This is a genomic window from Gemmatimonadota bacterium (genome assembly GCA_022560615.1).
GTDB lineage: Bacteria > Gemmatimonadota > Gemmatimonadetes > Longimicrobiales > Gaopeijiaceae > UBA1138.
The window spans coordinates 120,064-143,791 of record JADFSR010000004.1; the positions used below are offsets into that span (position 1 = coordinate 120,064).

21 protein-coding genes are annotated in these 23,728 nt (G+C 64.6%); 15 read left to right on the forward strand and 6 right to left on the reverse strand.

The window, feature by feature from the left end; all coding sequences use genetic code 11:
* Nucleotides 1-32: 32 nt before the first annotated feature.
* Nucleotides 33-1,109, forward strand: a complete 1,077-nt coding sequence (locus tag IIB36_04195) for a D-2-hydroxyacid dehydrogenase (GenBank protein MCH7530948.1) — start codon at nt 33-35, stop codon at nt 1,107-1,109.
* Here the strand turns inward: IIB36_04195 and mazG are convergent.
* The gene (gene mazG, locus IIB36_04200; protein ID MCH7530949.1) at nt 1,106-1,903 is read right to left on the reverse strand and encodes a nucleoside triphosphate pyrophosphohydrolase; all 798 of its coding nucleotides are present in this window, start codon (nt 1,901-1,903) and stop codon (nt 1,106-1,108) included. The two genes, IIB36_04195 and mazG, sit on opposite strands and share 4 nt — an antisense overlap.
* A 50-nt stretch (nt 1,904-1,953) precedes the next feature.
* Here mazG and alr point away from each other — a divergent pair, with 50 nt between their 5' ends.
* The 11 genes from alr to IIB36_04255 all read left to right on the forward strand — a co-directional run bounded on the left by alr (nt 1,954) and on the right by IIB36_04255 (nt 13,079).
* A complete protein-coding gene (gene alr, locus IIB36_04205; protein ID MCH7530950.1) occupies nt 1,954-3,081 on the forward strand; it encodes an alanine racemase in 1,128 nt (375 codons plus the stop codon).
* Entirely contained in the window at nt 3,071-3,478 is a 408-nt protein-coding gene (locus tag IIB36_04210; protein ID MCH7530951.1) for a cytidine deaminase, read from the forward strand. Before alr ends, IIB36_04210 begins: the two co-directional genes overlap by 11 nt.
* A gap of 11 nt (nt 3,479-3,489) precedes the next feature.
* A complete protein-coding gene (locus tag IIB36_04215; protein ID MCH7530952.1) occupies nt 3,490-4,797 on the forward strand; it encodes a hypothetical protein in 1,308 nt (435 codons plus the stop codon).
* Nucleotides 4,794-5,978, forward strand: coding sequence for a hypothetical protein (locus IIB36_04220; GenBank protein ID MCH7530953.1), 1,185 nt, complete (start codon nt 4,794-4,796; stop codon nt 5,976-5,978). Before IIB36_04215 ends, IIB36_04220 begins: the two co-directional genes overlap by 4 nt.
* 14 nt (nt 5,979-5,992) lie before the next feature.
* Entirely contained in the window at nt 5,993-7,321 is a 1,329-nt protein-coding gene (locus tag IIB36_04225) for a MiaB/RimO family radical SAM methylthiotransferase (GenBank protein ID MCH7530954.1), read from the forward strand.
* Nucleotides 7,318-8,700, forward strand: a complete 1,383-nt coding sequence (gene miaB / locus IIB36_04230; GenBank protein ID MCH7530955.1) for a tRNA (N6-isopentenyl adenosine(37)-C2)-methylthiotransferase MiaB — start codon at nt 7,318-7,320, stop codon at nt 8,698-8,700. The genes IIB36_04225 and miaB overlap by 4 nt, the downstream gene beginning before the upstream one ends.
* Complete coding sequence (locus IIB36_04235) at nt 8,697-9,011, forward strand: hypothetical protein (GenBank protein MCH7530956.1); 315 nt, start codon at nt 8,697-8,699, stop codon at nt 9,009-9,011. Before miaB ends, IIB36_04235 begins: the two co-directional genes overlap by 4 nt.
* A 32-nt stretch (nt 9,012-9,043) precedes the next feature.
* Nucleotides 9,044-11,260: a DNA internalization-related competence protein ComEC/Rec2 gene (locus IIB36_04240; protein ID MCH7530957.1), complete on the forward strand. Its 2,217-nt coding sequence runs from the start codon at nt 9,044-9,046 to the stop codon at nt 11,258-11,260.
* 288 nt (nt 11,261-11,548) lie between these two features.
* Nucleotides 11,549-12,442: a PD40 domain-containing protein gene (locus IIB36_04245; protein MCH7530958.1), complete on the forward strand. Its 894-nt coding sequence runs from the start codon at nt 11,549-11,551 to the stop codon at nt 12,440-12,442.
* Entirely contained in the window at nt 12,439-12,588 is a 150-nt protein-coding gene (locus IIB36_04250; GenBank protein MCH7530959.1) for a hypothetical protein, read from the forward strand. Before IIB36_04245 ends, IIB36_04250 begins: the two co-directional genes overlap by 4 nt.
* Nucleotides 12,585-13,079 (forward strand): nitroreductase family deazaflavin-dependent oxidoreductase, encoded by a 495-nt coding sequence (locus IIB36_04255; protein ID MCH7530960.1) that lies wholly within the window; start codon nt 12,585-12,587, stop codon nt 13,077-13,079. The genes IIB36_04250 and IIB36_04255 overlap by 4 nt, the downstream gene beginning before the upstream one ends.
* Before the next feature lie 464 nt (nt 13,080-13,543).
* On the opposite strand, the gene IIB36_04260 is transcribed toward IIB36_04255, so the two are convergent.
* Nucleotides 13,544-13,759, reverse strand: a complete 216-nt coding sequence (locus IIB36_04260) for a hypothetical protein (protein ID MCH7530961.1) — start codon at nt 13,757-13,759, stop codon at nt 13,544-13,546.
* A gap of 581 nt (nt 13,760-14,340) precedes the next feature.
* On the opposite strand from IIB36_04260, the gene IIB36_04265 reads away from it, so the two are divergent.
* On the forward strand, nt 14,341-15,429 hold the full coding sequence (locus tag IIB36_04265) for a DUF3179 domain-containing protein (GenBank protein MCH7530962.1): 1,089 nt from the start codon (nt 14,341-14,343) through the stop codon (nt 15,427-15,429).
* A 91-nt stretch (nt 15,430-15,520) separates the two neighbouring features.
* Here the strand turns inward: IIB36_04265 and IIB36_04270 are convergent, their stop codons facing one another.
* Both IIB36_04270 and IIB36_04275 read right to left on the reverse strand, forming a co-directional pair.
* A complete protein-coding gene (locus IIB36_04270; protein MCH7530963.1) occupies nt 15,521-15,892 on the reverse strand; it encodes a hypothetical protein in 372 nt (123 codons plus the stop codon).
* Between the two features lie 6 nt (nt 15,893-15,898).
* Nucleotides 15,899-16,093, reverse strand: coding sequence for a hypothetical protein (locus IIB36_04275; protein MCH7530964.1), 195 nt, complete (start codon nt 16,091-16,093; stop codon nt 15,899-15,901).
* 394 nt (nt 16,094-16,487) lie between these two features.
* Between IIB36_04275 and fbp the strand changes: the two genes are divergently transcribed.
* Entirely contained in the window at nt 16,488-17,489 is a 1,002-nt protein-coding gene (fbp, locus tag IIB36_04280) for a class 1 fructose-bisphosphatase (protein ID MCH7530965.1), read from the forward strand.
* Between the two features lie 168 nt (nt 17,490-17,657).
* A complete protein-coding gene (locus IIB36_04285) occupies nt 17,658-20,978 on the forward strand; it encodes a hypothetical protein (protein MCH7530966.1) in 3,321 nt (1,106 codons plus the stop codon).
* 302 nt (nt 20,979-21,280) lie between these two features.
* On the opposite strand, the gene add is transcribed toward IIB36_04285, so the two are convergent.
* Together add and IIB36_04295 are read right to left on the reverse strand one after the other, a co-directional pair.
* Complete coding sequence (add, locus tag IIB36_04290) at nt 21,281-22,306, reverse strand: adenosine deaminase (GenBank protein ID MCH7530967.1); 1,026 nt, start codon at nt 22,304-22,306, stop codon at nt 21,281-21,283.
* On the reverse strand, nt 22,303-23,727 hold the full coding sequence (locus tag IIB36_04295) for an amidophosphoribosyltransferase (GenBank protein ID MCH7530968.1): 1,425 nt from the start codon (nt 23,725-23,727) through the stop codon (nt 22,303-22,305). Before IIB36_04295 ends, add begins: the two co-directional genes overlap by 4 nt.
* Nucleotide 23,728 lies beyond the last annotated feature (1 nt).

The following is a 23,728-nucleotide window of genomic DNA, read 5'->3' on the forward strand; positions in this document are numbered from 1 at the left end:
GTTGGTCTCTCCCACGGGCTGCTGAGTTCGTAGTGCCGAGGGCAGTGTTGGACATGATGGACCGGCGTCCCATTTGGGCGATGCCGCAGTGGGTCCCCGAGGAGATTCGTGCGGCGCTGCCGGGCGATTGGCAGCTCGTCGTCATCGACGAAGAGACCGACGGCTCAGGGGACGGAGGGGGGCGGGTGTCGGCGGCCGTGCTCGAGGCCATCGCCTCGGCGGAGATCTACTTCGGTTACGGAATCGCCGCCGAGCTCATCGAAGCGGGTCGGGCGCTCCGTTGGGTCCACTCGGGTGCCGCAGGCGTCGGCAGCTCCCTGACCCCCGTGATGCTCTCGAGCGACGTGGTGTTCACGAACTCCGCCAAAGTCCACGCGGAGCCGATGGCCGAGACCGTGATCGGCATGATCCTGTTCTTCGGCCGAGGACTCGACTTAGCGGTCACCAACCAACGCACGTCCGACTGGGACACTGACCCCTACTATCGAGGTGAAGCGCCGCTCAGCGAGCTCTCCACGTCGACTCTGGGCATCGTCGGGTACGGGGGCATCGGCCGAGAGGTCGCGCGACGTGCGGCGAGCCTGGGTGCGCGCGTCATCGCTCTCAAGCGCAGTCCGCCCGGGCCCGAAGACGCGGCGCTGAAGGCTGTCGGGGGTGGAGGCTCGCTTGCCGCCAACATCGATGTCGTTCACGGTGCCGAGGGCCTGGACCGCGTACTATCCGAGAGCGACGTCCTTGTCCTGGCCGCCCCGGAAACAGAGCAGACCCGCGGCATGATCGACGCGGGCGCGCTCCGGAGGATGAAAGCCGGAGCTCTGCTGATCAATGTGGCACGCGGCGGGCTGGTCGTTGAGGACGCTCTTGTGGCGGCGCTTCGAGAGGGACGACTACGAGGCGCCGGACTCGATGTGTTTGTGAAGGAGCCGCTCGCGGCGGATCACCCGCTGTGGGCGCTACCGAATGTGCTGATCACTCCGCACGTATCGGCGGTGACGCGCGGGTTCTGGGCGCGGGAGACGGCGCTCATCCTGCACGACCTCGACTGCTTCCTGCGCGGCGCCGCCCCCACGGAGTGGAGGAACCGCGTGGATAAGGCCGCGGGGTACTAGCGCCCCGGCTCCTCCCGTTTCACTTCGTCCCACAGGCCGTCAAGCACCTCGAGACCTGCGCTTTCGATCCGGATTCCGCGCTCGAGCGCGAGCTGCTCGAGCCGCTCGAAGCGAGCTTGGAACTTCGTGTTTGCTCGGCTCAAGGCGGTGGTGGGGTGGGGCCCCGCGAGCCGTGCCAGATTCACGGCCGCAAAGAGGAGGTCGCCGATCTCTTCCTGAACGGCCTCGGCGTCACCGGACTCTACAGCGCCCCGTACTTCTTCCAGCTCCTCGGCGACCTTCTGCCACGCCCCCTCGTAGCTCTCCCAATCGAACCCGACCGCGGCCACTCGCTCCTGGATCCGGTACGACTTCGTCAGAGGATCGAGCCCCTTCGCCATGCGGGACAGCACGTTTTCGCCTGCCTTTCGCTCAGCCGCTTTTAGGACTTCCCAGTCCTGTCGCTCACCGTCCCCGAAGACATGGGGGTGCCGCCGGATCATTTTCTCTTCGAGCCGTGCATAGACGCTATGCGAATCCATCGTGCCCGACTCTTCAGCGACGACGATCTGGAACGCGAGGTTGAGCAGCAGGTCGCCGAGCTCGCCCTCTACGTCCTGGGGGCGGCCGTCGCGGATCGCGTCGACGACCTCGTGTGTTTCCTCTAGCAGATGCGGGATCAATGACTCGGCGGTCTGCTCCGCGTCCCAGGGGCAGTTCTCCCTCAGGAAGCGGACCAGCTTGACCGCCCGATCGAGCGTCCCGGGCCCTGGAAAGTGGTGCCGCTCGGCTGCGTTGTCGGGGGTGTGGGTCATGAAGCCCAGGGGTCGTAAGTGAGGGTAGTTCTTGGCATCTTTCTCGGCGCATGTCAACGAATCCGACCTCCCGAGCCTGGGCCGAAATCGACGCCGCGGCGCTCCTGCGAAACGCCAAGACCGTCCAGTCGTCCGTCGGTCCCCATGCGCGCCTGCTTCCGATGGTGAAGGCCGACGCGTACGGCTTGGGTGTCGCTGAGGCGGTGCGGGCGCTCGAGCCTACTGACCCCTGGGGATTCGGGGTAGCGACCGCCGAAGAGGGCGCCCAACTGCGCGCGCTCGGCATCACACGGCCGGTCGTCGTGTTGAGCCCGGTGCCCGAAGGCTCGCTGCGTACCGCCCTGGGGTCCGACCTGCAGATCGGGATCTCGAGCCTCGACGCTTTGCGAATGACCGAAGACACGGCTCGCGCTCTCGGACTGCCCGCTGGTATACACCTCGAGATCGATACGGGGATGGGCCGGTCCGGCCTCGATTGGCGTGACGTAGACAGCTGGGGTCCGGCGGTGTCACGGGCGGCCGCAGAGGCGCTTCGCTGGGTAGGGTGCTACACACACCTGCACTCCGCTAACGAGGGTCCTGAATCGGTGCACGAACAGTGGCGTCGGCTCCAAGTCACCCTCGAGCGCCTCGAACCACCTGATGGCGTCGTGGTTCACGTACTCAACAGTGCGGGCGCAATGCGGCTCCCCGAGTACGCGGTGGCGGTGGTGCGGCCGGGTATCTTCCTGTACGGCGGTGAGGTGGGCGCGGGCCTCCCGGCTCCGGAACCCGTGGCAGAGCTTCGAGCGCGCGTCGTGCATCTCAAGCAGGCGGGACCCGGGGACACCGTCGGATATGGCGCTACGTACCGCGCGCAAGAGTCGGAGCGGTGGGCCACGCTGTCGATCGGATACGGAGACGGACTCCCGCGGGCGCTCGGCAATCGGGGACATGCGCTGCTACGGGGAGTTCGCGTACCGATCATCGGGCGGATCTCCATGGACGTGACGGTGGTAGACATCACCGGCGTTCCGGACGTTGGGCTCGGCGATACCGCGACGCTGATCGGCAGCGACGGCAACCGTCGCATCACTTTGGACGAGGTAGCGGGACTGGCTGGCACGATCAGCTACGAAGTGCTGACCGGCCTCACGGCGCGGATTCCCCGGATTTGGAAGGGTCTCGATGGATCTTGAGAGTTTGATCGACGAGGCTCGGGCCGTGTCGGAAAAGGCGTACGCGCCGTACTCGGCGTTCCACGTGGGTGCGGCGCTGCTCGCGGAAGACGGGTCCGTGCATGTGGGATGCAACGTCGAGAACGCATCGTACGGTCTTACGGTGTGTGCGGAACGGTCAGCGGTGGCGAGTGCAGTTGCCCAGGGGGTGAAGCGCTTTCGCGCCGTGGCGATCGTCACCGACGGTGAGCGGCCGATCGGCCCGTGCGGCGCATGCCGTCAGGTCCTTGCGGAGTTCGCGCCGGACCTGGTCGTGGTGTCGGAGGCGGGTGGTCTTCGAAAACAGTGGACATTGGGCGAACTTCTGCCCGAGCCCTTCGAGGGCCTGCCGGAATGGCCCGGCAGGCGACAGGATTGAAACGAGACAACGTGCGTAGGAACCTTGCCGGATCATTGCTCGGCTTGACAGCGCTCGGCGTCGTCGCATGCGAGGAACAGACGCCGACGTCGCTCGACGATGCCCTGCTCCCCGAAGAGCCGATCACGTTGGAGCTGCACGTCCCATGGGAGGACTTCGCGTCCAACCTCGAGGTGATCGGTGGTTATGGATCCCCTTCAGAGTTGGGCACCGGCGTGCTCGCCAATTCCTTCGCGGGCACACTCGACGCCCGGACTCTGTTGCGCTTCGCGGCGTATCCCACGTCGGTCGCCGTGAGGGATACTACGGGAACGACCCGTACCGATTCGTCGCTCACGTACATCGGTGGTCGCCTGGTCGCCTTCCTGGACACGATCGCGAGCACCAATGAGGGGCCTGTGCTGCTGAGTCTGGGAGCGATTCAGCACGAGTGGGACGTGAGCACGGTCACCTGGACTACAGCGGTCGACACGATCAACGATCGGCGGCTGTGGCCGGAGGAAGGCGCCGGGCCCGTTGTGCCTCTGGGCACCGCCGAGTGGGACCCGGCGACGGGTGATTCCGTCTGGTTCGAGCTAGACTCGGCACAGATCGCCGCGTGGGCCGATACCCTGGACGCCAGCCGGGGTGCGCGAATCGATCTGCTCACGGAAGGCGCGCGGATCCAGATCGCGACGGCCGTGCTACGACTCAATACGCGTCCGAGTCTGAACCCCGACTCGACGTTCTTCCTCGTGGCGCCGCGTGAGGAGATCAGCTTCGTCTACAACCCGTTCCCCGAGCCTCCGCCGGACGGCATTCGGGTCGGTGGGGCGCCGGCTTGGCGTACGGTTCTCGACGTGCGCATGCCGATGCAACTCAATGGCCCGGAGGCGCTGTGTGCTGTGGTCTCTTGCCCCGTGACACTCCATGCCTCCGAGCTCAACTACGCGGCGCTGGTATTCCGGACCCGACGAACTCAAGAGGCGTTCCAGCCGACCGACACCGTGGCGATCGACGTGCGGCCGGTGCTCAGTCGGGCGGCGTTGCCGAAGGCGCCGCTGGGGAACTCACTGGTCGGCTTTGTGGGGCGCCTCATCGGACCTGAGTTCTTCGGCGAGCAGGCTGGTCAGGACGTCGAGATTCCGATCACGATCTTCGCGCAGAATCTCATCTCAGGGACGGATGCGGCGGGGTTCGAGCCCCCGCAGACGCTCGCGTTGCTCTCGGTTTTCGAGCCAGTTTCGATCGCGTTCGCGTCGTTCCATGGCCCGGGTGACGAAAACGCCCCGTTCCTCAGGTTGATCGTAACCATCGGCCGATCAGTGGAGCTACCGTGAGGTACGTACCTGTGCGCGTGCGCGTCTTCGTGCTGACCGCGGCGCTGTCGTTGAGCGCGGCATCGCTGTCTGCGCAGTCGCTCTACAACGCGGCGGGGCTCGGCCTCCCAGGCGAGCCGATCGATGGGCGCGGAAGGGCGTTGGGCAACCTCGGCATCGGTCTGTGGGGACACTCGATTCTACCGGGTGATCCAGGTGCGGCCGGCTTGCTCGTCATCCCCTCGGCGGTGCTCGTGGCGCAGCCGTCCTGGGTCGAATACCAGCGTGGAGCGGACGAGAGCGGGAGCTTTCAGGGCAACCGCTTCCCATTGCTCGGCATCGGGTACCCGCTCTTTTCAGGCATGTTTACGGCAAGTTCCGGCTCATTCCTCGACCAGCGCTTTGACGGCCAACGTGATGTGACGGTCGAACTGATCGACGGTCCCACCGATGCTACGGACTTCTTCGAGCAGGACGGCGCCATCTCCCACGTCAACTTCGGCTACTCGAGGCGGCTCAGCGAGCGGCTGGGCGTAGGCGTCACAGTGGGTCGGTACGCGGGCTCCGTGTCGCGCCGGTTGATTCGCGACTTCAGCGTGGCGACCGCGACCGAGAACCTCGACGTGTACGAGGTGGGCGGCCGGTGGAGCTATTCTGGCTCGTCCGTGACGGCGGGCTTCGCTGCCGACGTGGGCACTGTCGCCCGTGTCGCAGGTAGCGCGACTTGGTCCGGCTCCCTCAACGCCACTGCATCGGAGGGGACGGAAGGGAGCGACCGCGCCTTCGACCTTCCCTTTCAGTACCGGTTGGGTACGAGCGTCTTGCTGGCACCCGGACTACTCGTGACAGCAAGCGTGATTCGCGCCGATTGGGCAGACGTCGCTGACGACTTGATGACTCCCACCACCGTGGGAAGCACGAACGGATTCGGTGTGGGTCTCGAGTTGTCGCGTGCGCGGCTGTTGGGTCTTACCGCACCGCTTCGGTTTGGATACCGGAAGAGTAGTCTCCCGTTCTCGTTCGGGAGCTCGGGCGCGACCGAGACGGCCTTCGCCGGCGGCTTCGGCTTCATCTTGAATGAGACGAACGGGATCACTCTGGCCGGCGCGGATTTTGCGCTCGAGAGGGGTGAGCGCTCCGACTCCTCGCTCACGGAGCGGTTCTGGCGTGCGACGCTCTCGCTGAGCGTATCCGGTTATTAGCAACCATCGCCAGCATGCGCGTCTTCTATCACACCTTCGGCTGCAAGGCCAATCAGTACGACACCGAGCGGATGCGCCAGGAGGTGGAAGCGCGTGGAGGCGAGACCATGGTCAAGCGCTCCGACGCCGACATCTACTTGGTCAACACGTGCACGGTCACCAACCGAGCGGACGCGGACGCCCGACGCTTCATCCGTCGCCTGGTGCGCGAAAAGCCTGAGGCGCAGGTCGTAGTCGCGGGTTGCTCGGCGGCGCTCAAGGCCGACGAATACCGGGCGATGCCCGGGGTTATTGCGGTCATCGAGGGACATGATCCGGTCGCCGTCGCCGGTGCGCTCGAGCCGGCGGCGCCGGTTCAGATCGAGCTCCGCTCGTCACTGGATCGGATCGACACCGAACCGATCGGGGGCGAGCTGTTGCGGACGCGCCGGGGCGCGGCGCGAGGGTGGCTCAAGGTCCAGGACGGATGCGACCGCCGGTGTTCCTTCTGCGCCACACGTCTGGCTCGAGGCGAGTCGCGCTCCCGAGCGCCCGAACAGGTGGTGGCGGAAGCGCTGCTGCTGGCCCGTGGGCATGCCGAACTGGTCGTGACAGGCATCCACATCGGGCACTACGGGAGGGATCTGGACCCGACCTGGACGCTCTCGCGCCTCGTGGCCCTGTTGCTGGACCGGGTCCCTGACACGCGGTTCCGCCTGGGCAGTATCGAAGCCACGGAGGTAGACGACTTGCTCATCGACCTCCTTGCCACCTCCGAGGGTCGGCTCGCTCCCCACGTCCACATGCCGCTTCAGAGCGGGGCCGACCCTGTTCTCAAGCTCATGCGACGGTGGCACACGCGTGAGCAGTATCGTGTGCGCGTGCTCGAGATCGCCGAACGCCTGTCTCCGCTCGGACTCGGCGCGGACGTGATCACAGGGTTCCCGGGAGAGACCGAGCGTGATCACGAAGCGACCCGAGCGCTGATCGAGGAGCTGCCCTTCACCTACCTGCACGTCTTCCCGTTCTCCCCACGTGACGGGACGGTCGCCGTCGACCTTCCTGACCCGGTTCCGCAGCGTGTGTCCGGGGAGCGAAGCCGCGAGCTTCGGGAGATCGCCCAGGCGAAGGGCAGCGAGTATCGGACGACGCGCATCGGCGGTTCCGCCAAGGTGGTCGTAGAAGGTGACGGGGGCACTGCGCTGACCGGGGACTATCTGCGAGTCGGGGTGGGCGACGGGGTTCCACCGGCTCACCGCGCGCTGACAGGCGTGCTCCCGCGGCTTCCGGCAGGTACACTGCAGGGCGATGCGGACCATCTGTATATTGCATGGTCCCATGAACCTTCCGTGATTTCGGCATGAACGAGCCCCTGCCAGCCCGCCGAGCGTACGTCGAGACGTACGGATGTCAGATGAACATCAGCGACGGCGAGCTGATGGAAGGCGTGCTCGCTAGCAACGGATACGTCATCGTTGCCACTCCCGATGAGGCGGACGTCGTGCTGATCAATACCTGCGCGATCCGGGAGCACGCCGAGAAGCGCGTGCTCGGCCGCGTAGCGCAGCTGAATGGACTCAAGCGCGACCGCCCCGACATGGTCATCGGCGTGACCGGGTGCATGGCGCAGCGCCTGGGCGAGACCTTGCTCGAGCAGGCGCCCTACGTCGATCTGGTCATGGGGCCCGACGGCTACCGGGCTCTACCTGACGCCCTCGCGAGTCTCGAGCAGAAGCGGGCAGCGGCCGGCCCGAAACGAAGCAAGAGGGGCCCTCAGCTCGCGGTGCTCGATCTCAGCCTCGGGGAGAACTATGAGGGGCTGGAGCAGCGCCGGGGGGAGGGCCCCACCGCCTGGCTCCCGATCCAGCGAGGCTGCGACCACCGTTGCACGTTCTGCATCGTGCCCTACGTGCGGGGGCCCGAAAAAAACCGTGCGGCCTCGGAGATTCTTCAAGAGGTCCGCGGTCTGGTGGAGACCGGCGTGACCGAGGTTACGCTGCTCGGCCAGACGGTCAATTCGTACGAGTGGCGCGAGTGGAATTTCCCGCGCCTTCTCTCCGACGTGGCGCGAGTCGACGGCATTGAGAGGGTGCGTTTCACGTCGCCGCATCCCAACGACGTGACTCCCGAGCTGGTCGATGTGATGGCCGCTGAGGCTGCCGTCTGTGAGCAGCTACACCTGCCGGCGCAGTCCGGAAACAACCGCACCTTGAAACGCATGTTGCGGCGTTACACGGTAGAAGAGCTGCTCGAAAAGGTCGAGCTCGTGCGCGAGGCGATCCCGGACGTCGCGCTTTCAACGGACATCATCGTGGCGTTCCCCGGTGAAACCGATGAGGAGTACGAGGACACGCTGGACTTGATGCGCACGGTGCGTTTCGACGAGGCGTTCACCTACAAGTACTCCCCACGCGACGGCACGCCGGCGACGAAGCTCCCGGAAGAGGACTTCATCGACCCGGACGTGGCACAAGCGCGGCTGGAGGGGCTCATCGACGTGAGCCGTGCCATCCAAGCCGAGATCAACGCCCGAGAGGTCGGTCGCGTCGAGCGGGTCTTGATCGAACGAAAGGGCCGGAGCGAAGGTCAGATCCTCGGCCGAACCCGTCGCAACAAGGTCGTCGTCTTCGACGGTGAGCCGGCTCGCGTCGGCGAGTACACGATGGTCGAGCTGCAGACCACGACCGGCGCGACGTTCGCAGGAAGGGAGGTCGAAGAGCCGGCGCTGGCAGAACGGGCGTGAACCGATTCTGGCGCTTGCTGGGTTTTCTCTCTGTCCTGGCGCTCTCTTTGGGCTTCGCATCGCTGAACGGAGGCCAGCGCGTCACGCTCCGCCTTGGCATCAAGACGTTATACGGAGTCCCACTCACGGTCGTCGCGTTTGGTGGACTGATCACGGGGATGGTGATCATGCTCGTGGCGGGCGTTCAGTCAGACCTAAAGGTTCGGCGGATCTTACGCGACCGGCTCGCGGCGGAAGATCGTGAGGAGCGGAGTCGGTTCATGGACCGCAATCAGCGTGAATTGTTCCAGGGAGGCGGAGAAGAGAACTGAGGCTTGATCCCGGCCGGAACGGGCGACCCTAGTTGAGGTCGCTGCCACCGGTCGCTACCGCGGCGTTGGCCTTTGCGGCCGGTGTCGCGGTGAGTCGCTTCGGCGCACTCGTGACGGTCGCGCCGCTGGTGGTCACAGTCTTTCTTCTCGCGCCCATCGGCGCATCTCGGCGTCCCCGCGAGCTATGGATCCTCTTCGTGCTTGCCGCCGCCGGGCTGATCAGTGGTCTTGCCTCGGACACCGTGTACTCGTGCCCGCCTGATTCGACCACAATCACAGGCCATTTCCTCGCCACACCCAGAGGAGGCGCCGCTCCGTTTCAGGTCGAGGACTCGGGCTGTGAGGTCCGTGTCGTAACGGACCACGACGGCGGCATCCTCGCGGGTCGGCGGGTGCGCCTGGGAGGGTCTTGGCGCCAAGGACAGCGGAGCCCTTGGTTTCTCGTGACCTCGACGGACCTCGTGCCGGGCAGCGACCGCGGCTGGCGCTGGACCTCGGTGCGGTGGAGGGCTTCGCTCGTCGAACGCCTACACGAGCGCTACGGTGACCGGGGCGCGCTCGTTTCGGCTTTGATCCTCGCGAGGAAGGAGGGGCTGAGCAGCGATCTGCGCGAGGCCTTCGCCCGCACGGGGATTGCCCACCTGCTCGCGATTTCGGGGTTCCATGTCGGCGTCGTGAGTGGGCTGATCCTGGCGGTTGTGAAGTCCTTTCGCGTTCCCAGGCGGCGTGCGTCGGTTGTGGCGGCAGTCGCGACTTGGCTGTACGTCGCGCTCATCGGCTTTCCGGACGCCGCCTGCCGGGCGGCGCTCATCATCGCACTGGTCGCCGTGTCCCGCGCTCGCGCTCGTCCCCCAGCACGCTGGGGCGCGCTCGGGGCCGCGCTGCTCGTCCTGCTGGTCCTCGACCCGCGGCGCCTCTGGAGTCCGGGCTTCCAGTTATCGTTCTCAGGGGCGGCTGGCTTGGTGGCTTGGGCCGACCCGGTGAGGCAAACCCTGAGGCGCCTCGGTGGCCGTCGCATGCCGGACGGACTCGCGAGCGCGCTCGCCGCCGGCGTCGCCGCAACCGTCGCTACGATGCCGGTCGTCGCGTGGCACTTTGAACGGGTCTCGCTGGTTGGAATCCCCGCTACGCTGCTGGCGGCCCCGCTGGTCGCGCTCGCCGTCCCGGGCGCGTTGGTGTCGCTGCTGCTCGAGCTACCGCTCCCCGTGGTAGCCAGCTTCTTGGCCGGTGGCGTCGACTCGCTGCTCGCTTGCCTCGAGATCGGGACCGAGTGGCTCGGCCACCACACGTGGGTAAGCGCGTGGACCACGCAGACGGCTGTCAAAGTCGCCTGCGTCGGTCTTTCTCTGGGCGTACTCGCGACTCGAGCGCCCCGGATCCGAGGACGGGTGCGTCGGATCTCGCGCGCGGCCTGGGTGGTCGCGGCGCTGGTGGTCTGGCCGGTCGTGCTCTCCGTTACCGGGCGCGGCACGCTCGAGTTGATCGTTCTCGACGTCGGGCAGGGGGACGCGATCGCCATTCGAACTCCGCGTGCTCGCTGGGTCCTCATCGACGCCGGGCCGGCCGGTAGGGGCGACGATCCGGGTGCCCACGCGGTGGTCAGGGCGCTGCGGAGGCGAGGGGTCCGGCGACTCGAAGCCCTCGTACTCACGCATCCCGATCTCGATCACATCGGGGGTGCAGCGGCGGTTCTCGCCTCCTTAGCCGTGGGTGTCGTGATCGATCCGGGCCGGCCGAGCCCCAAGCGACCATACGTTGAATTGCTCGAGTTCGCTCGGGAGCGAGGGGTCGCGTGGGGGGCGTGGCGTGCGGGCGACCAATGGACGTTGGACGGAGTTTCGTTCGACGTGCTTGCGCCTGATTCGCATCTCTCCGACGGCGACACCGAGTCGAACGCCTCGTCGCTCGTGATCCATGTGCGTTACGGCGCATTCGATGCGTTACTCATGGGTGACGCCCCGGCGGACGTGGAGGTCGACGTATCGGCATCGCTGGGGAGCGACTTCGAGCTGCTCAAGGTTGGCCATCACGGAAGCGACACCTCGACCGACTCGCTCATGCTCGCACGGCTCGCGCCGCAGCTGTCGGTGGTTTCGGTGGGTCGACGAAACCGGTACGGGCACCCATCTCCTCGGGTCCTACGTCGGCTTCTCGCCTCGGGCACCACGCTGTACCGGACCGACCTCGACGGCACCGTGACCATCGTCGCGCGGCCGGACGGGACCTTCCGAGTGCGTCGAGAGCGTTGACCCACCCGTGAGCGGTTTCTGTCAATCACTAACCCAGCGCTTTCGCCACGCGCGCTCTGCACTTCCCGGGGAGATCATTCTTCCAGGTGTCCTTGATGAAGAAGGATCGCCTCGCGCCTCGGGTTTTGCTCAGGTTGCCGGACAGTGTCTTCTGAAAGAAATGGAACGTGATCTCACCCTCTGTCCGCGGACCTCGAAACGGGTGAGCGGAGGGTGCTCACTCCCGGAAGCAATCCTCATTACGCAGCGTCGGGCCATCTGCTCTTCGGCACCCCTGACGGGAGGCTCATGGCTGCCACTTTCGATGTGGAGCGAGTGGCACTCACGGGCGCGGCCGTACCGATGGCGGAAGGTCTTTTCAATGAAGCCGCTCACGGCCACCTGATCTACAGTGTGTCTGAGGACGGCACCCTCGTGTACCTGGCGGGTGAGGGTGGGTCAGGATATGAGTTCGTCTGGGTCACTCGCTCTGGTCAGGCGACGCCCGTTCATCCGGGGGTACACGTTCGGTCTGCCGACCAGCTTCAGGTGGAAGCTCTCGCCGGACGAGGGGAGACGCGGGTCGGAACCGGAGAGCCGGTGCTCGTGCTCGACGACGAGCGTCCCTACGCGCAGGGCTCGTGGAGTCCCGACGGCGAGTGGTTGGTGCTTCGTGCAATGGCGACAAGTGCGATGGGTTTGGGCCTGCGCGACATCCTGGCTTTCCGTCCCGGCGTGGACAGCGCCGCCGCACCCCTCGTAGCGACACCCGAGTTTGCGGAGGCTGCACCTGCACTGTCGCCGGACGGGCGCTGGCTTGCTTACAGTTCCAACGAGACGGGCCGCGACGAGGTGTTCGTTCGTCCGTTTCCCAATGTGGACTCGACCAGGGTGATGGTTTCAACCGACGGGGGAATCGCGCCGGTTTGGGCGAAGAGCGGGCGTGAGCTGTTCTTCGTGGACGGAGACCGCGGAATGGTGGCCGCGCAGTTCGATCCCGTTGCGGGTCAGCCGCAGACCCAGGAGACGCTGTTCACCATCCCGGCGGTGTACAGGGCTGGTGGGGGAAACAACTTCTACGACATTAGTTCAGACGGCGAGCGGTTCCTGATGGCTCGACAGTACGGGGCGGAAGGCGATTCCAAGTCGGTCATCCTCGTCCAGAACTTCTTCGAGGAACTGAAGCGCCGGGTGCCTAATTGACCGGCTCCATCCCCTGGCTACGCGTCTTCGTGGAAGGCGTGGTGATCGTCGGCGTTATCCTGCTGGCGTTCGGGATTGATGCGGCGTGGGATGGGGTGCAGGAGCGGGCAAGGAGCTACGCGACCAACGATGGTGATCACAGATGAAGAAAGCCGCGAAGGCGATTGGAATCACCTTGCCTCTGATCGTGGCAGTCACCCTCGTCTCACTTCGCCTTCTTGGCTACGAGCCCAGAGATCAGCGCCCTGGGTTGTGGCTAACTGGGGACCGGGTCACCGAGCCGGTTACTGATTGGTCGTTCACGGAAGGCCATCAGGAGATCTTCGTCCAAACCCGCACGCCGTACCTGATGCCGCATTCCGTTACCACATACTGCACAGTCTACGACGGCGACCTCTACTTGTTCTCCGCCTACTACCAGGGCGGGGTGTTTCCCGACGACCGGGCCTGGAACCGCAACGTGATGCGCGACCCCAGGGTGCGCCTAAAGATCGGTGATCGACTCTTCGATCAGACCGTAAGCCATGTGACCGACGCCGATACGCGGGCAGCGGTTCATGCGAGCGCTGTCGCTAAGTATCCGGAATGGTCGAGCCCAGGGCTTGAGAATGTCCATATTCTCCTGGTTGAGGGTTAGGTCGCTGAACGAGGGGTAGGCCCTCGGTCACGCATTGCGTCCCACCCCCCCGCATCCCGCAGCGCAGCCTCCTGTAGCATCCACTCCAACATCAGGGTCGCGCCGGTCGTACTGGTCTCTGACTTGGTTTCATCAACAGGCTGGAGCAGAGCGCGATACACGTCGAGGTTCACCCCCGCCAGCCCGAAAGTCTGAGTCCGAGCTGCAACCTGACCTCGATTTCAAAATCTTGGAAAATTGCCAGAGGGGGCTAGATACGTACAGTGAACCGAGGCGTTGAAGAAAAGCTAGGCCCCGTGAAAACTCGAGCCCCGGGGTGGCCCATCCGAACGTTCTGAGTCCCCGTAGAAAGCCCGAAAGTCGCTAGGGCGCCCACAACAGGGTACTTCCAAGACACCCGTAGCGCGCTCAAGAGGCTCAGGAGCTTCCCGATACCCCGTGGGACAACTATGCTGTCGGGGGCGCTAAAGGGGCTGGCTACCGAAGGCACCCCAAGTCGGGCCGACAAAGAGTCTGACGATCCGGACCGCTTGGTCGGGCCACGGGATCAACACATCGACGGCAGTGGTCGCGCCTATGTGTGAGAGGCTCTTGATTACATCGCCTTTCGAGCCTCCCCACCGCTGGCTGAGCGCGTCGAGCGTGGTGTGTATGGTGCCCTCGATCGAGATCTCGAACATGCGGACAACGGCCTCGACGTAGTCCACATCGCTGCAGGGCTGGTCTGGTCTCCCTCTGGGGTCCTGTCGATCGATGGACCTGAGTCGAGGTCGGGCCGGGAGATGTCGTCCTTCGTGATCGCTACCCACTCGGCTGGTCCGTGCATAATCACTCAGGAATCGGCCATTGGGGGTGCCCAAAGCAACATAATTCAGCTTCTGCAAACCTGTTTTTTCGACCCTAGGGCCCTGAATCCCTTGGGCTTCCAAGGACTTGGCGGTCATCGGCGTGGTCCTGGCTCTTTATGCATCGCGATCATACGCTGGGAGCGTGCATATCCATGCGGTGCCCTCGACCCCAAAAAGTTGCAAGGGCTTGCCATTTCCCTCACGCGCGTGGGGGTCTCTACCGGCGCAGAAAACCCGTCGATCGTGAAGTAGGCGGTGGCTCCGCTGAGTGGAGGTCTCCCGAACACTCCGAGGCTCTAGATAGATAGCCGTCGGTAACTCGGCGGGACCCTCCAGGAACCCTCGGGCTCTGCAGCAGGTTTGCAAGATTGGCGGGTAGAGATAACAAGGGAGGGACATCGGAGGTGAGAGCGTTGACTCGAATCACACAACTGTTCGCACTCACTGCGTTGGTCGCCGGGTGCGGCCCGGAGGTCGGCGGCACGGGCGTCCTGGTCGACGCCTCGAACGGGGTCTTCTGCAACGTTTCTACCGATGAGCTCGCCTCCGTCCTGGGTCCCGACGGCATCATTTCCCTCCAGGACCCGCCGTTCATCCCTGCCGATCACGCCGATGCCTCTTACGTGGCGGACAACGAGCGCGTCGTCGGATTCATCCTCGAGGGCGAGCCTCTAGCGATCCCGCTCAACGTCTTGCGCTTTCACGAGGTCGTAAATCTAACCCGAGCAACCGTCAGCCTCGCTGTGACGTTCTGTCCCCTGACGGGTTCGTCGCTCGTCTTCGACCGTTCTGGTCTCGGGGGCGTCGAAATGGGCGTCAGTGGACTCCTACATTTCAACAACCTGGTGATGTACGATCGAGCAGAACCCGCGTCGTTCTTCACTCAGATGAGGGGCGGAGCCGCCACGTGTGGGCCGAGCGCCCGAACCGGCGCATCCCTCTCGGTGGTCCCCTCGGTGGAGATCCGGTGGGACGCGTGGAAGCGCCTGCATCCAAACACGGTCGTCGTCTCTCAGGATACCGGTGACTTCAGCTTCGGCAGCTACGAGGTGAACATCCACGCGGACTACGAGAGGATCGACAACCCGTTCCTGCTGATCCCGTTTCCGATCGATCCCCGGCTCCCCCCGAAGGAGCGCGTTCTGGGGGTCCCGATTGGGGGAGACGGTGGCCTCGCTTTCCCATTCGAAGAGCTGCGGCGTCAGGAACGGCAGGCGGTCTCGGCGCTCAACGGCTCCGGCGTCGTTTTCTGGGACAGATCCGCCGACGCTGCCATGGCGTTTTCGACCCAGGTCGATGGGCAGGAGCTCTCCTTCGCGACGACCGCGAACGGTTTCGTCGACGTGGAGACGGGCTCGGACTGGAGGTTCGACGGCCTCGCGACCTCGGGCGCCCTCGCTGGCCGACGCCTCGAGCAGATCACCGGCGCCTTCGTCTCGTTCTGGTTCGCGTGGGCGGCGTTCTTCCCCGAGACCGTCGTCTGGGACGGTTCGGGGGGCTGAGAGGGCCGCTGCTGCTGGACGCCACCGGGCTCGAAGATCACCGCCCCGTGTGCCGTCCAATCAAACTCGTCGGGCAACGCCTGATCAGTCCTCAGGCAACAGCCGGATATTGCCACTGGAACAGGCCGCGGTGCGGTCCGTACGTTTTGAGCCACACCCGCACGGAGCCGTCCGAGAACCGCACTCGTATGTCATGAACGGCCCCAATGAGCATTACAAGATCCTCGACGACATCAGGGACGGGCTCCTCGAACACTGCTGACAGCTCGTCAAGCGAGGTCGCTAGGAACCCCGCCACGGATTTCCACCCGAGCAAGTCGTAAAAGCTCCTCGGCGTGAGGTCGTAGCGTCTATCCGGATCGCGATGCGTCACTTCGCCGCGCTCCTCTTCTTCGATCGCGAGCTGGAGGAAGTGTTCCCAGGTCGGCGTCTCCCAGCCTTCGCTGTCGAGCGGGAGCAACATCTTACGCTACTCCGCGTCATCCACGATCACGACCGTGATGTTCGAGTCCCGCTCAGTGCGAGACCCCCAATGTTCTGGGTCGATCGAAGCCAAGAGCGCGCGCAGGAAGCTGCTGTCCTCACGCACGCGTCGATCCTTCAGGTTGCCCTCGGCGTCGTAGAGCAAGTCCTCGAAACCGTGGAGCGCTTTGTGTTCGGCCACCGGCTGCTTGGGCCGCCTTGCTGACCTGCCCGATCGCGATGAAGTAGCGTAGACAAGGCTCTGGCGAGCGGGGACTTCACTTCTGCGATGTCTTGTTCCTCGTTAGGAGCCAGCTCGCGTACGGTTCCCTCCCAGGCAGCAAGCGTCATGGGCTGACGGTCCGGAAGGGGCGCTGTCCCGTTCGCGCCTCCGTCGACCACCGCGAGCTCGTGCTCCTTCATTTACCTGCTCCTCTAGATCGGAATCGAATTCTGAGATCTGCTCGCAATTGTACTCGCAACAAGAGGGTTGTTTGTGGCTATTTCGGTCGGAGAGGGGGGTGCAGCCTGCCCGCGCCGTCCTTAGATTGTCCACGTTCCTATTGCAAGAACCACCTAGCGGGAGTGCCAAGGCGATGCCCGAAAGTCACGTGGTCACGATCTCCCGCTTCGTGATCGACCAGGAACGGCTGGTCCCGGAGGCGACCGGGGCGTTTACCAGCCTACTGCACGACATCGCGCTCGCCGCCAAGGTGATCGCGCGCGAGGTGAACAGGGCCGGGCTGGTCGACATCCTCGGCGGGGCCGGCACGGAGAACGTGCACGGCGAGAGCGTGCAGAAGCTCGACGAGTTCGCGAACCGTGTGATGTATCGGGCGCTCGATCACACCGGGCTCGTCGCGTGCATGGCCTCGGAAGAAAACGAGACCTACATCCCGATCCCGGAAAAATTCCCCGCCGGGGACTACGTCGTGATCTTCGACCCGTTGGACGGGTCGTCCAATATCGACGTGAACGTGTCGATCGGGACCATCTTCAGTATCCACCGGAAGATCACGTCCGGGGAGCGGGGCACGCTGGAGGACTGTCTCCAGCCCGGCTCTCGACAGGTTGCCGCCGGATACGTGCTCTACGGCTCTTCGACCATGCTGGTTTACACTACGGGTGCCGGCGTGCACGGCTTCACGCTCGATCCCTCGATCGGCGAGTTCCTGCTCAGCCATCCCCAGATGCGTTTTCCGGATCCGCCGCGCAAGGTCTATTCGGTGAACGAGGCGTACTTCGACCGTTGGTCCAGGGGTCAGCAACGCCTCATCAGCCACCTGAAGAACGACGGTCGTTTCGGTTCGCGGTACATCGGGTCGTTCGTGGCGGACTTCCACCGTACGCTCCTCCAGGGTGGGATCTTCATGTACCCCTCTGAACGTGAGAAGCCGGCCGGGAAGCTACGGTTGCTGTACGAGGCTGCCCCGATCGCCATGATTGCCGAGCAGGCCGGGGGCCGCGCCAGCACCGGGCTGCAGGACCTGTCCGAGGTCGTTCCGGAGTCGCTTCACCAACGAACACCGGTCTACGTCGGTTCCGCTGACCTCATCGACTTGGCAGAAGACTTCTTACGGGGAGCCTCAGAAATCTGAGGGTTGCCCGTTTTCTGGGGTGTCCCAGAATACTGACGAGACGTTAACTAGTTGCCGTACGGTGACTTAGGTGTATGGGCGAAGTGGCACGCCCTTTGCTCATAAGCCCTTCGGTTCCATGTGCCCGATCTGGGCACCTCATCCATTCCTCGACGGAATAAGCTGACAATGAAGCGTTTCAAGTACTTGACCCTCGTAGCGCTCGTAGCAGTCGCTGCTTGTGACGAGGGAGTCGACCCAATCGTCCCTCCGGTCACAGGCACGATCGCGGGCGTGGTCACGATTGAGGCTGTTGCTGCTGTTGGTGTCGCGGTGACGCTGTCGTCCGGTCCTACCGCGACAACAGACGCCGCCGGCGCCTACCAGTTTGATGGCGTTCCGGTCGGTTCGTACACGGTAACCATCAGTGGCTTCGCCTCCGATGCGACGTTCACGGCCACGCTCAAGGCCGCGACGATCTCGTCCTCTGGTCAGGTGGTGACTGCCAACTTCGACGGTTCGTACGTCCGGACCTCGGCCATCATCGGCGCTGTGTCGGTGGGTAGCGCCCCCCTCGCGGGCGTGTCCATTGCGATCGGCGGTATGTCTTCCGCTGCAACGGCGACGGACCAATTGGGTCAGTATTCCTTCAGCGGTCTCCGCGCCGGGAGCTACACCGTCGAGATGACGAACCCGAGCACGGCCTCGTATATCTTCGGGTCGACGTCCGCGAGCGTAACGCTCGCCACGGGCGCTTCCGAGGTGGTGACCTTCGAGGGTTCGCTCGTAACGACCGCCTCGATCAGCGGTGCGCTGTTCATCGACGAGTTCTCCAAGGACAGCGTTCTCAACACGGGGCTCGAAGAGAACCTCACCATCGCGGGCGTGCCTATCTCGCTCGAGGGCATCTTGGTCCTCGACACGATGACGGTTCTGACCGACGCGACGGGTAGCTTCACATTCCCGGACCTCGCCGAGGGCTCGTACCACATTACGATCGGCAGCTTGGCGAACGTGCCGGGCATGGTGGCATTCTCGGGCATGACCCAGTTGACCACGACGGTTGGCCCGGGTGAGCATGGCACGGCGAACTTCCCGTTCAGCATCATCACGCAGACGATCAACGTCGGAGCGTTTCTCGGAACCGACCTCGACGTAGCGTCGAAGCCGGGGCCAGCGATCAGCCCGATCAAGAGCTGGTCGATCAGGTTGTTCGATACTCAGGCCCATGCGGCGGCCTACGTGGCGACCGGGGCCACGGCCGGGAAGTTGACGAGCAAAGCCGTCAAGACCAATTCGGCTGGCATGTCTACGTTCCGATTCGCCCGCTCAAAAGATTTGAGCCCGGACTCGTCCAAGGTCGACCACCTCGTGTTCGCTGCCAGCCGGGGTGCCCCGAGCGGTACGTACGCGGAGAACGGCGAGACGATCATCGAGATCCAGTATCCGACGACGGACTCCTCGACCACGGCGGTGGACGAGTTCGACGCGCTGTACAACGCGCTCACGATCGCTTTCAACGCCGAGGAGATCGACGGCGACGCCCTGCCCGGGTGGCAGACTGTTCTGCGGGCCAATAAGGACACGTTGGTGGGCCCAGTGATGTCGGGCGCGACGGACGCAGTGGGTTGGTCCTACTTCGACCTCACGGTGGCGAACTTGGCGGCGACCACGAATGGTGCGCTGCCTGACACGCTCTGGATGCGCCTTTCGACCACCCAGGCCGCTGCCAACGGGCACGGCTTCATTCAGACGGCGACCGACAGAGAAGGGTCGGTTAAGGGTGGCCAGGTCAGGTTCATCTGGGATGGTACAAATCTTCCCAACGACACCATCTGGGTGGGCACCCAACGCGTCAAGTACACCGACGTCGACGTACTCTTCGGCATACACCAAGAGCAGGACGACTCGACGGACGTCGCGACGTTCACGAAGGGGGATGGGACCACCGGGGTCAGCGTTCTCCGGTTCCAGCTGTACAATATCAGCTCGAAGGGGAAGGCCACGACGTTCGGCGGCAGCTTGGCGCCGGGCCCGGGTGCTCCGTTCAAGGCGTGGGAGCGTCCGTACTTCAACATCACCGTGGACACAGCGGCGACGACGGGCGGCGGCCGCCTCGACATGTTGTATCGGATCCGTGCCACTTCGACGGATCCCCGCGTGGACATCTTGAACGACACCCTGGTCGACTTCACGCTCGACGGTGGCGACCAGGTCGATACGATCGCTCCGCTCAGGGGTAGCGGTGGCGTCTCGACGTTCGCTACGAAGGCGAACAACACCTCGATCTCGGGCACGATCCTTTCGGTCGACGGCGTTACGCCAATAGACAAGAAAACCCTGGTTACGATCCAGGCCACGTCCGACAACATTCAGCCGAACAAGCGCGGCACCGACAGCATCCTCGTGAAGACCGCCACGGATGGCACCTGGGCGCTGACTGGCATGCGCGAGGGCCCGTACACCGTCTCCGTCGAGGACGACACGGGCAAGTGGGAGTACATGGTGACGCTGCAGGACACGACGCAGAAGGCGAATACGGGTGCCAAGACCGTGCCCGTCGCAGGTAAGGTCGGCAGCGAGGACGAGAACACCGACGCGCATACCGCTACGCGTGACAACCAGGGGTGGGGCGGAACGTCCGTGGTCAACTTCGCGCCGCACTACATGGCCACGAAGATCGAGGGCCTCGTCGTGAACGACCGCGACAGCGACTTCAACACGGTCGATGCGGCTGAAGCGCTCGCGGGTGTCGTGATCACGCTGACCGACGACGCGGACGCCGACGGAAAGATCGACAGCGGCGAGACTCAGGTGACTACCACGACCGACGCGGACGGTGCCTACAGCTTTACGGGCCTCAAGGAGGACAACTACATCATCTCGGCCGATCCGAACGGCTTGGCGGGCGTGACCGTTCTCCGCTCGCTCGACAGCAGTGGCGATCCGCTTGCAAAGACGTCCATGCTGACCACAGCGGCCAAAGGCGCAGGCGCCACAAAGAACCAGACCGCAACCAGGCAGGTCGGGAACACCGATCCGCTGGCTCAGCTGGATGAGCTGCCGCGCTGGGATTACGCGTTGAACGTGGCTGCCGACGATCTTGGCAACAACGGCGCTGGTCCCAATAGCGTGAACGCGGCATCCACGATCACGCCGACGCACTTCCTCCACCTGTTCGCAAATGGCACGTTGACTGGTAGTGTCGTCGACGGTGACGGCGACGGGCAGGTTGTTACCGTCTTTCTCAGGCAGTGCGCCACTGCTGTTGGATTTCCAGTAGGCCCGACTCCACCTTTTGCCGGTACATGCACCACCACTTGGGCTGATGCTAAGTTCAGCAGACAGGTGAACACCGACGCGAGTGGCAACTACACGTTCATCAGCCTGCCTGAAGGCGTGTACGATGTCACCACGTCGGGAGCCGAAACCTCGCCGGCGGGTGGCTTCTTTCTGGTCAGGTTGAGGGGCGACCAAGATCAGGCGATTGTAAACTTCATCATTTCGTGATCTTGCCCTAGCTCAGTAGTACCTGAGCGAATCAGGACGCCCCCGTCGGACTTCGGTCCGGCGGGGGCGATTCGCGTTCGGGGAGCCTGCGGGGCTTCAAGTGTGGGGCCCCGGGCGGGGGGCGCGCTCCCCGGGGTATCGACGCGCGCTCCCCCAAAACTCACCTGCCGCAAGAGGCCCCGCGTCGCGTCGCTAAGCGAGCCCCCCAAGCAACAGGACCGCAAAACGGCGAGCGGCCCCGGGGAGCGCGCCCCCCGCACGGGGGCCCCATGCCTTCGTTGCTTGTTTCACCTGGGGCCGCTCTAGAGCGCTGCGACGTCCCGGTCGAAGTCGCCCAGCAGCTCCTCTTTCACGTCACCCGGCGCGTAGGCACTCTCGAACCCCATCCTCGCCACGCGCACCAGCTCCTGCCACGTGAAGCCGAGGTCGTCCCGCGCGTGCTCGTATTCTTCGGTTAGCGTCACGCCGGACATGAGGCGATTGTCGGTGCACAGGCAGACCGCGAGGCCCTCGTCGTAGTAGTGCCGAACGGGGTGGTCGGCGTGCGTGGCTGCCACGCGAGTCTGCACGTTGGAGGTGATGCAGACCTCGAGCGGGATACCGGCATCTCTGACCTGACCTAGGAGGGATTCGTCTTCGAGCAGCCGCGTACCGTGGCCGATCCGACCTGCTCCACCGTCCTCGATCGCTTGGCGGATCGAGGACGCGCCAAAGCCTTCACCGGCGTGGATCGTGATCGGGAGGCCGCCAGCTTCAGCAGTCCGTAGGGCTTCCAGATGGTCGCGCACCGGGTTGCCGGCTTCAGCACCCGCTACGTCGAACGCGCAAACGCCCCGGTCGGCGAAAGCCACTGCGAGCTCGGCCATCTCCTTGGAAACGCTGGGGTCGAGGCTGCGCAGGGCGCACACGATCACCGCCGTACTTACGTCGAATTCGCTCTCGGCGCGGTGCAGGCCCTTGAGGACGGCCTCGAGCGCCTCATGGGCCTCCAGCTCGCCCTGTGCATTGAGGATCGGGCTGAAACGGACCTCGACATAGCGGACGTTCTCGTTGGCGTGGTCCTCGGCGAGCTCGTACGCGATGCGTTCAATCCCCTCGGCGTCCTGCATCAGCGACAGCGTGATGTGGAAGCGCTCGAGGTAGTCCTCGAGGTTACGTGCGTCGTCCACGACCATGTAATCGTACAGCGCCACCGGGTCGTCCGTTGGAAGCTGCACACCTCGCTCAGCCGCGAGCTCGACCATGGTCGAGGTGCGGAGGCTCCCGTCCAAATGCACGTGCAGCTCCGCCTTGGGTATTCGGAGCAGCTGTTCGGACGTGGGGCTCACTTCCGCGTTGGACCCTGCTCGGAGACGAAGCCCTTGTCGACGTCGACGAGCGGGGCAGGGTAGTCGCCCGAGAAGCAGGCGGTGCAATACGGCCCACCGGCGGCCACGGCCTCGACCATCCCTTCCAAGGACAGGTAACCGAGTGATTCGACGCCGAGCTTCTCGGCGATGGCCGGCACTTCGAGACTCGACCCGATCAGCTCGCGCTTGGTGGGCATGTCGATTCCATAGAAGCACGGGCACTTCACGGGCGGCGAGCCGATGCGGAGGTGGATTTCAGACGCTCCCGCCCGGCGCAGCATGCGCACGAGCGAACGGCTCGTCGTACCGCGTACGAGCGAGTCGTCGACCATCACGACGCGCCGCCCGTCCAACACCTCTCGCACCGGGCTGTACTTCATGCGCACGCCGAAGTCTCTGTCCTCCTGCGACGGCTTGATGAAGGTGCGCCCCACGTAGTGATGTCGGAGTATGCCCAGCTCGAACGGAATGCCGCTTTCCTCGGCAAAGCCGAGGGCAGCGGAGTTGGCGCTGTCCGGGACCGCGATCACGGCGTCTGCTGCCACCGGGTGCTCCTTTGCGAGGCGGCGGCCGAACGCGCGGCGCGCGGCGTCGACGCTGATCCCCCACAGGCGCGAGTCCGGACGCGCGAAATAGACGAGCTCGAAGATGCACGGAGACGGCTGTTCGGCCGGGGCCAATGAACGGAGCTGTTTGACCACGCCATTGCGTATGCGGATGACCTCACCGGGTTTGAGGTCACGCACGTACTCGGCGCCGAGAATGTCCAAAGCGCACGTTTCGCTCGTGACGATCGCGCCGCCGTCCTTCCGACCCAATACGAGGGGCCGGAATCCGCGGGGGTCGCGTGCTGCATAAATCGTGTCGTCGATCGAGAGCACGATCGAGAATGCTCCCTCCAAATGGGTGAGCGCGTCGTCGACCTGTGCATCCACCGTATCGTGACGCGACTTCGCGATCAGATGCACCAGCGTCTCCGAGTCGGACGTGGTGCGGAAGATCGCACCCTCGTCGACCAGCCGTTTCCTCAGCTCGAAGTGGTTGGTGAGGTTGCCGTTGTGTGCGAGCGCGATATCTCCATTCGCATACCGCGCCGTGATGGGCTGGATGTTCTCGACATCGCTGCCTCCGGCCGTCGAGTATCGGAGGTGCCCGACCGCGGTTCGGCCGCGCATCTTCTTCCGTATCGACCACGTCTCAAAGACGTCACCAACCAGGCCCGGTCCCTTCAGAACGTGGGGACCTTCCTCGTCGAAGGTCACCATCCCGGCGGCTTCCTGACCGCGGTGCTGCAGCGCGTACATCGCCAGGAACGCCTGCTCCGACGCCATGTCCATCCCGCTGATCCCAACCACGCCACATTCTTCGTGTGGACCCTCGTCGAGGCAGGTCGTCGTCATG

Excerpts from the sequence above, each read along its gene's own strand:
- IIB36_04210 (MCH7530951.1), top strand. The coding sequence starts at position 3,071 with ATGGATCTTGAGAGTTTGATCGACGAGGCTCGGGCCGTGTCGGAAAAG.
- IIB36_04255 (MCH7530960.1), top strand. The coding sequence starts at position 12,585 with ATGAAGAAAGCCGCGAAGGCGATTGGAATCACCTTGCCTCTGATCGTG.
- IIB36_04260 (MCH7530961.1), bottom strand. The coding sequence starts at position 13,759 with ATGTTCGAGATCTCGATCGAGGGCACCATACACACCACGCTCGACGCG.
- alr (MCH7530950.1), top strand. The coding sequence starts at position 1,954 with ATGTCAACGAATCCGACCTCCCGAGCCTGGGCCGAAATCGACGCCGCG.
- miaB (MCH7530955.1), top strand. The coding sequence starts at position 7,318 with ATGAACGAGCCCCTGCCAGCCCGCCGAGCGTACGTCGAGACGTACGGA.
- mazG (MCH7530949.1), bottom strand. The coding sequence starts at position 1,903 with ATGACCCACACCCCCGACAACGCAGCCGAGCGGCACCACTTTCCAGGG.
- fbp (MCH7530965.1), top strand. The coding sequence starts at position 16,488 with ATGCCCGAAAGTCACGTGGTCACGATCTCCCGCTTCGTGATCGACCAG.
- IIB36_04225 (MCH7530954.1), top strand. The coding sequence starts at position 5,993 with ATGCGCGTCTTCTATCACACCTTCGGCTGCAAGGCCAATCAGTACGAC.
- IIB36_04270 (MCH7530963.1), bottom strand. The coding sequence starts at position 15,892 with ATGTTGCTCCCGCTCGACAGCGAAGGCTGGGAGACGCCGACCTGGGAA.
- IIB36_04295 (MCH7530968.1), bottom strand. The coding sequence starts at position 23,727 with ATGACGACGACCTGCCTCGACGAGGGTCCACACGAAGAATGTGGCGTG.
- IIB36_04285 (MCH7530966.1), top strand. The coding sequence starts at position 17,658 with ATGAAGCGTTTCAAGTACTTGACCCTCGTAGCGCTCGTAGCAGTCGCT.
- IIB36_04245 (MCH7530958.1), top strand. The coding sequence starts at position 11,549 with ATGGCTGCCACTTTCGATGTGGAGCGAGTGGCACTCACGGGCGCGGCC.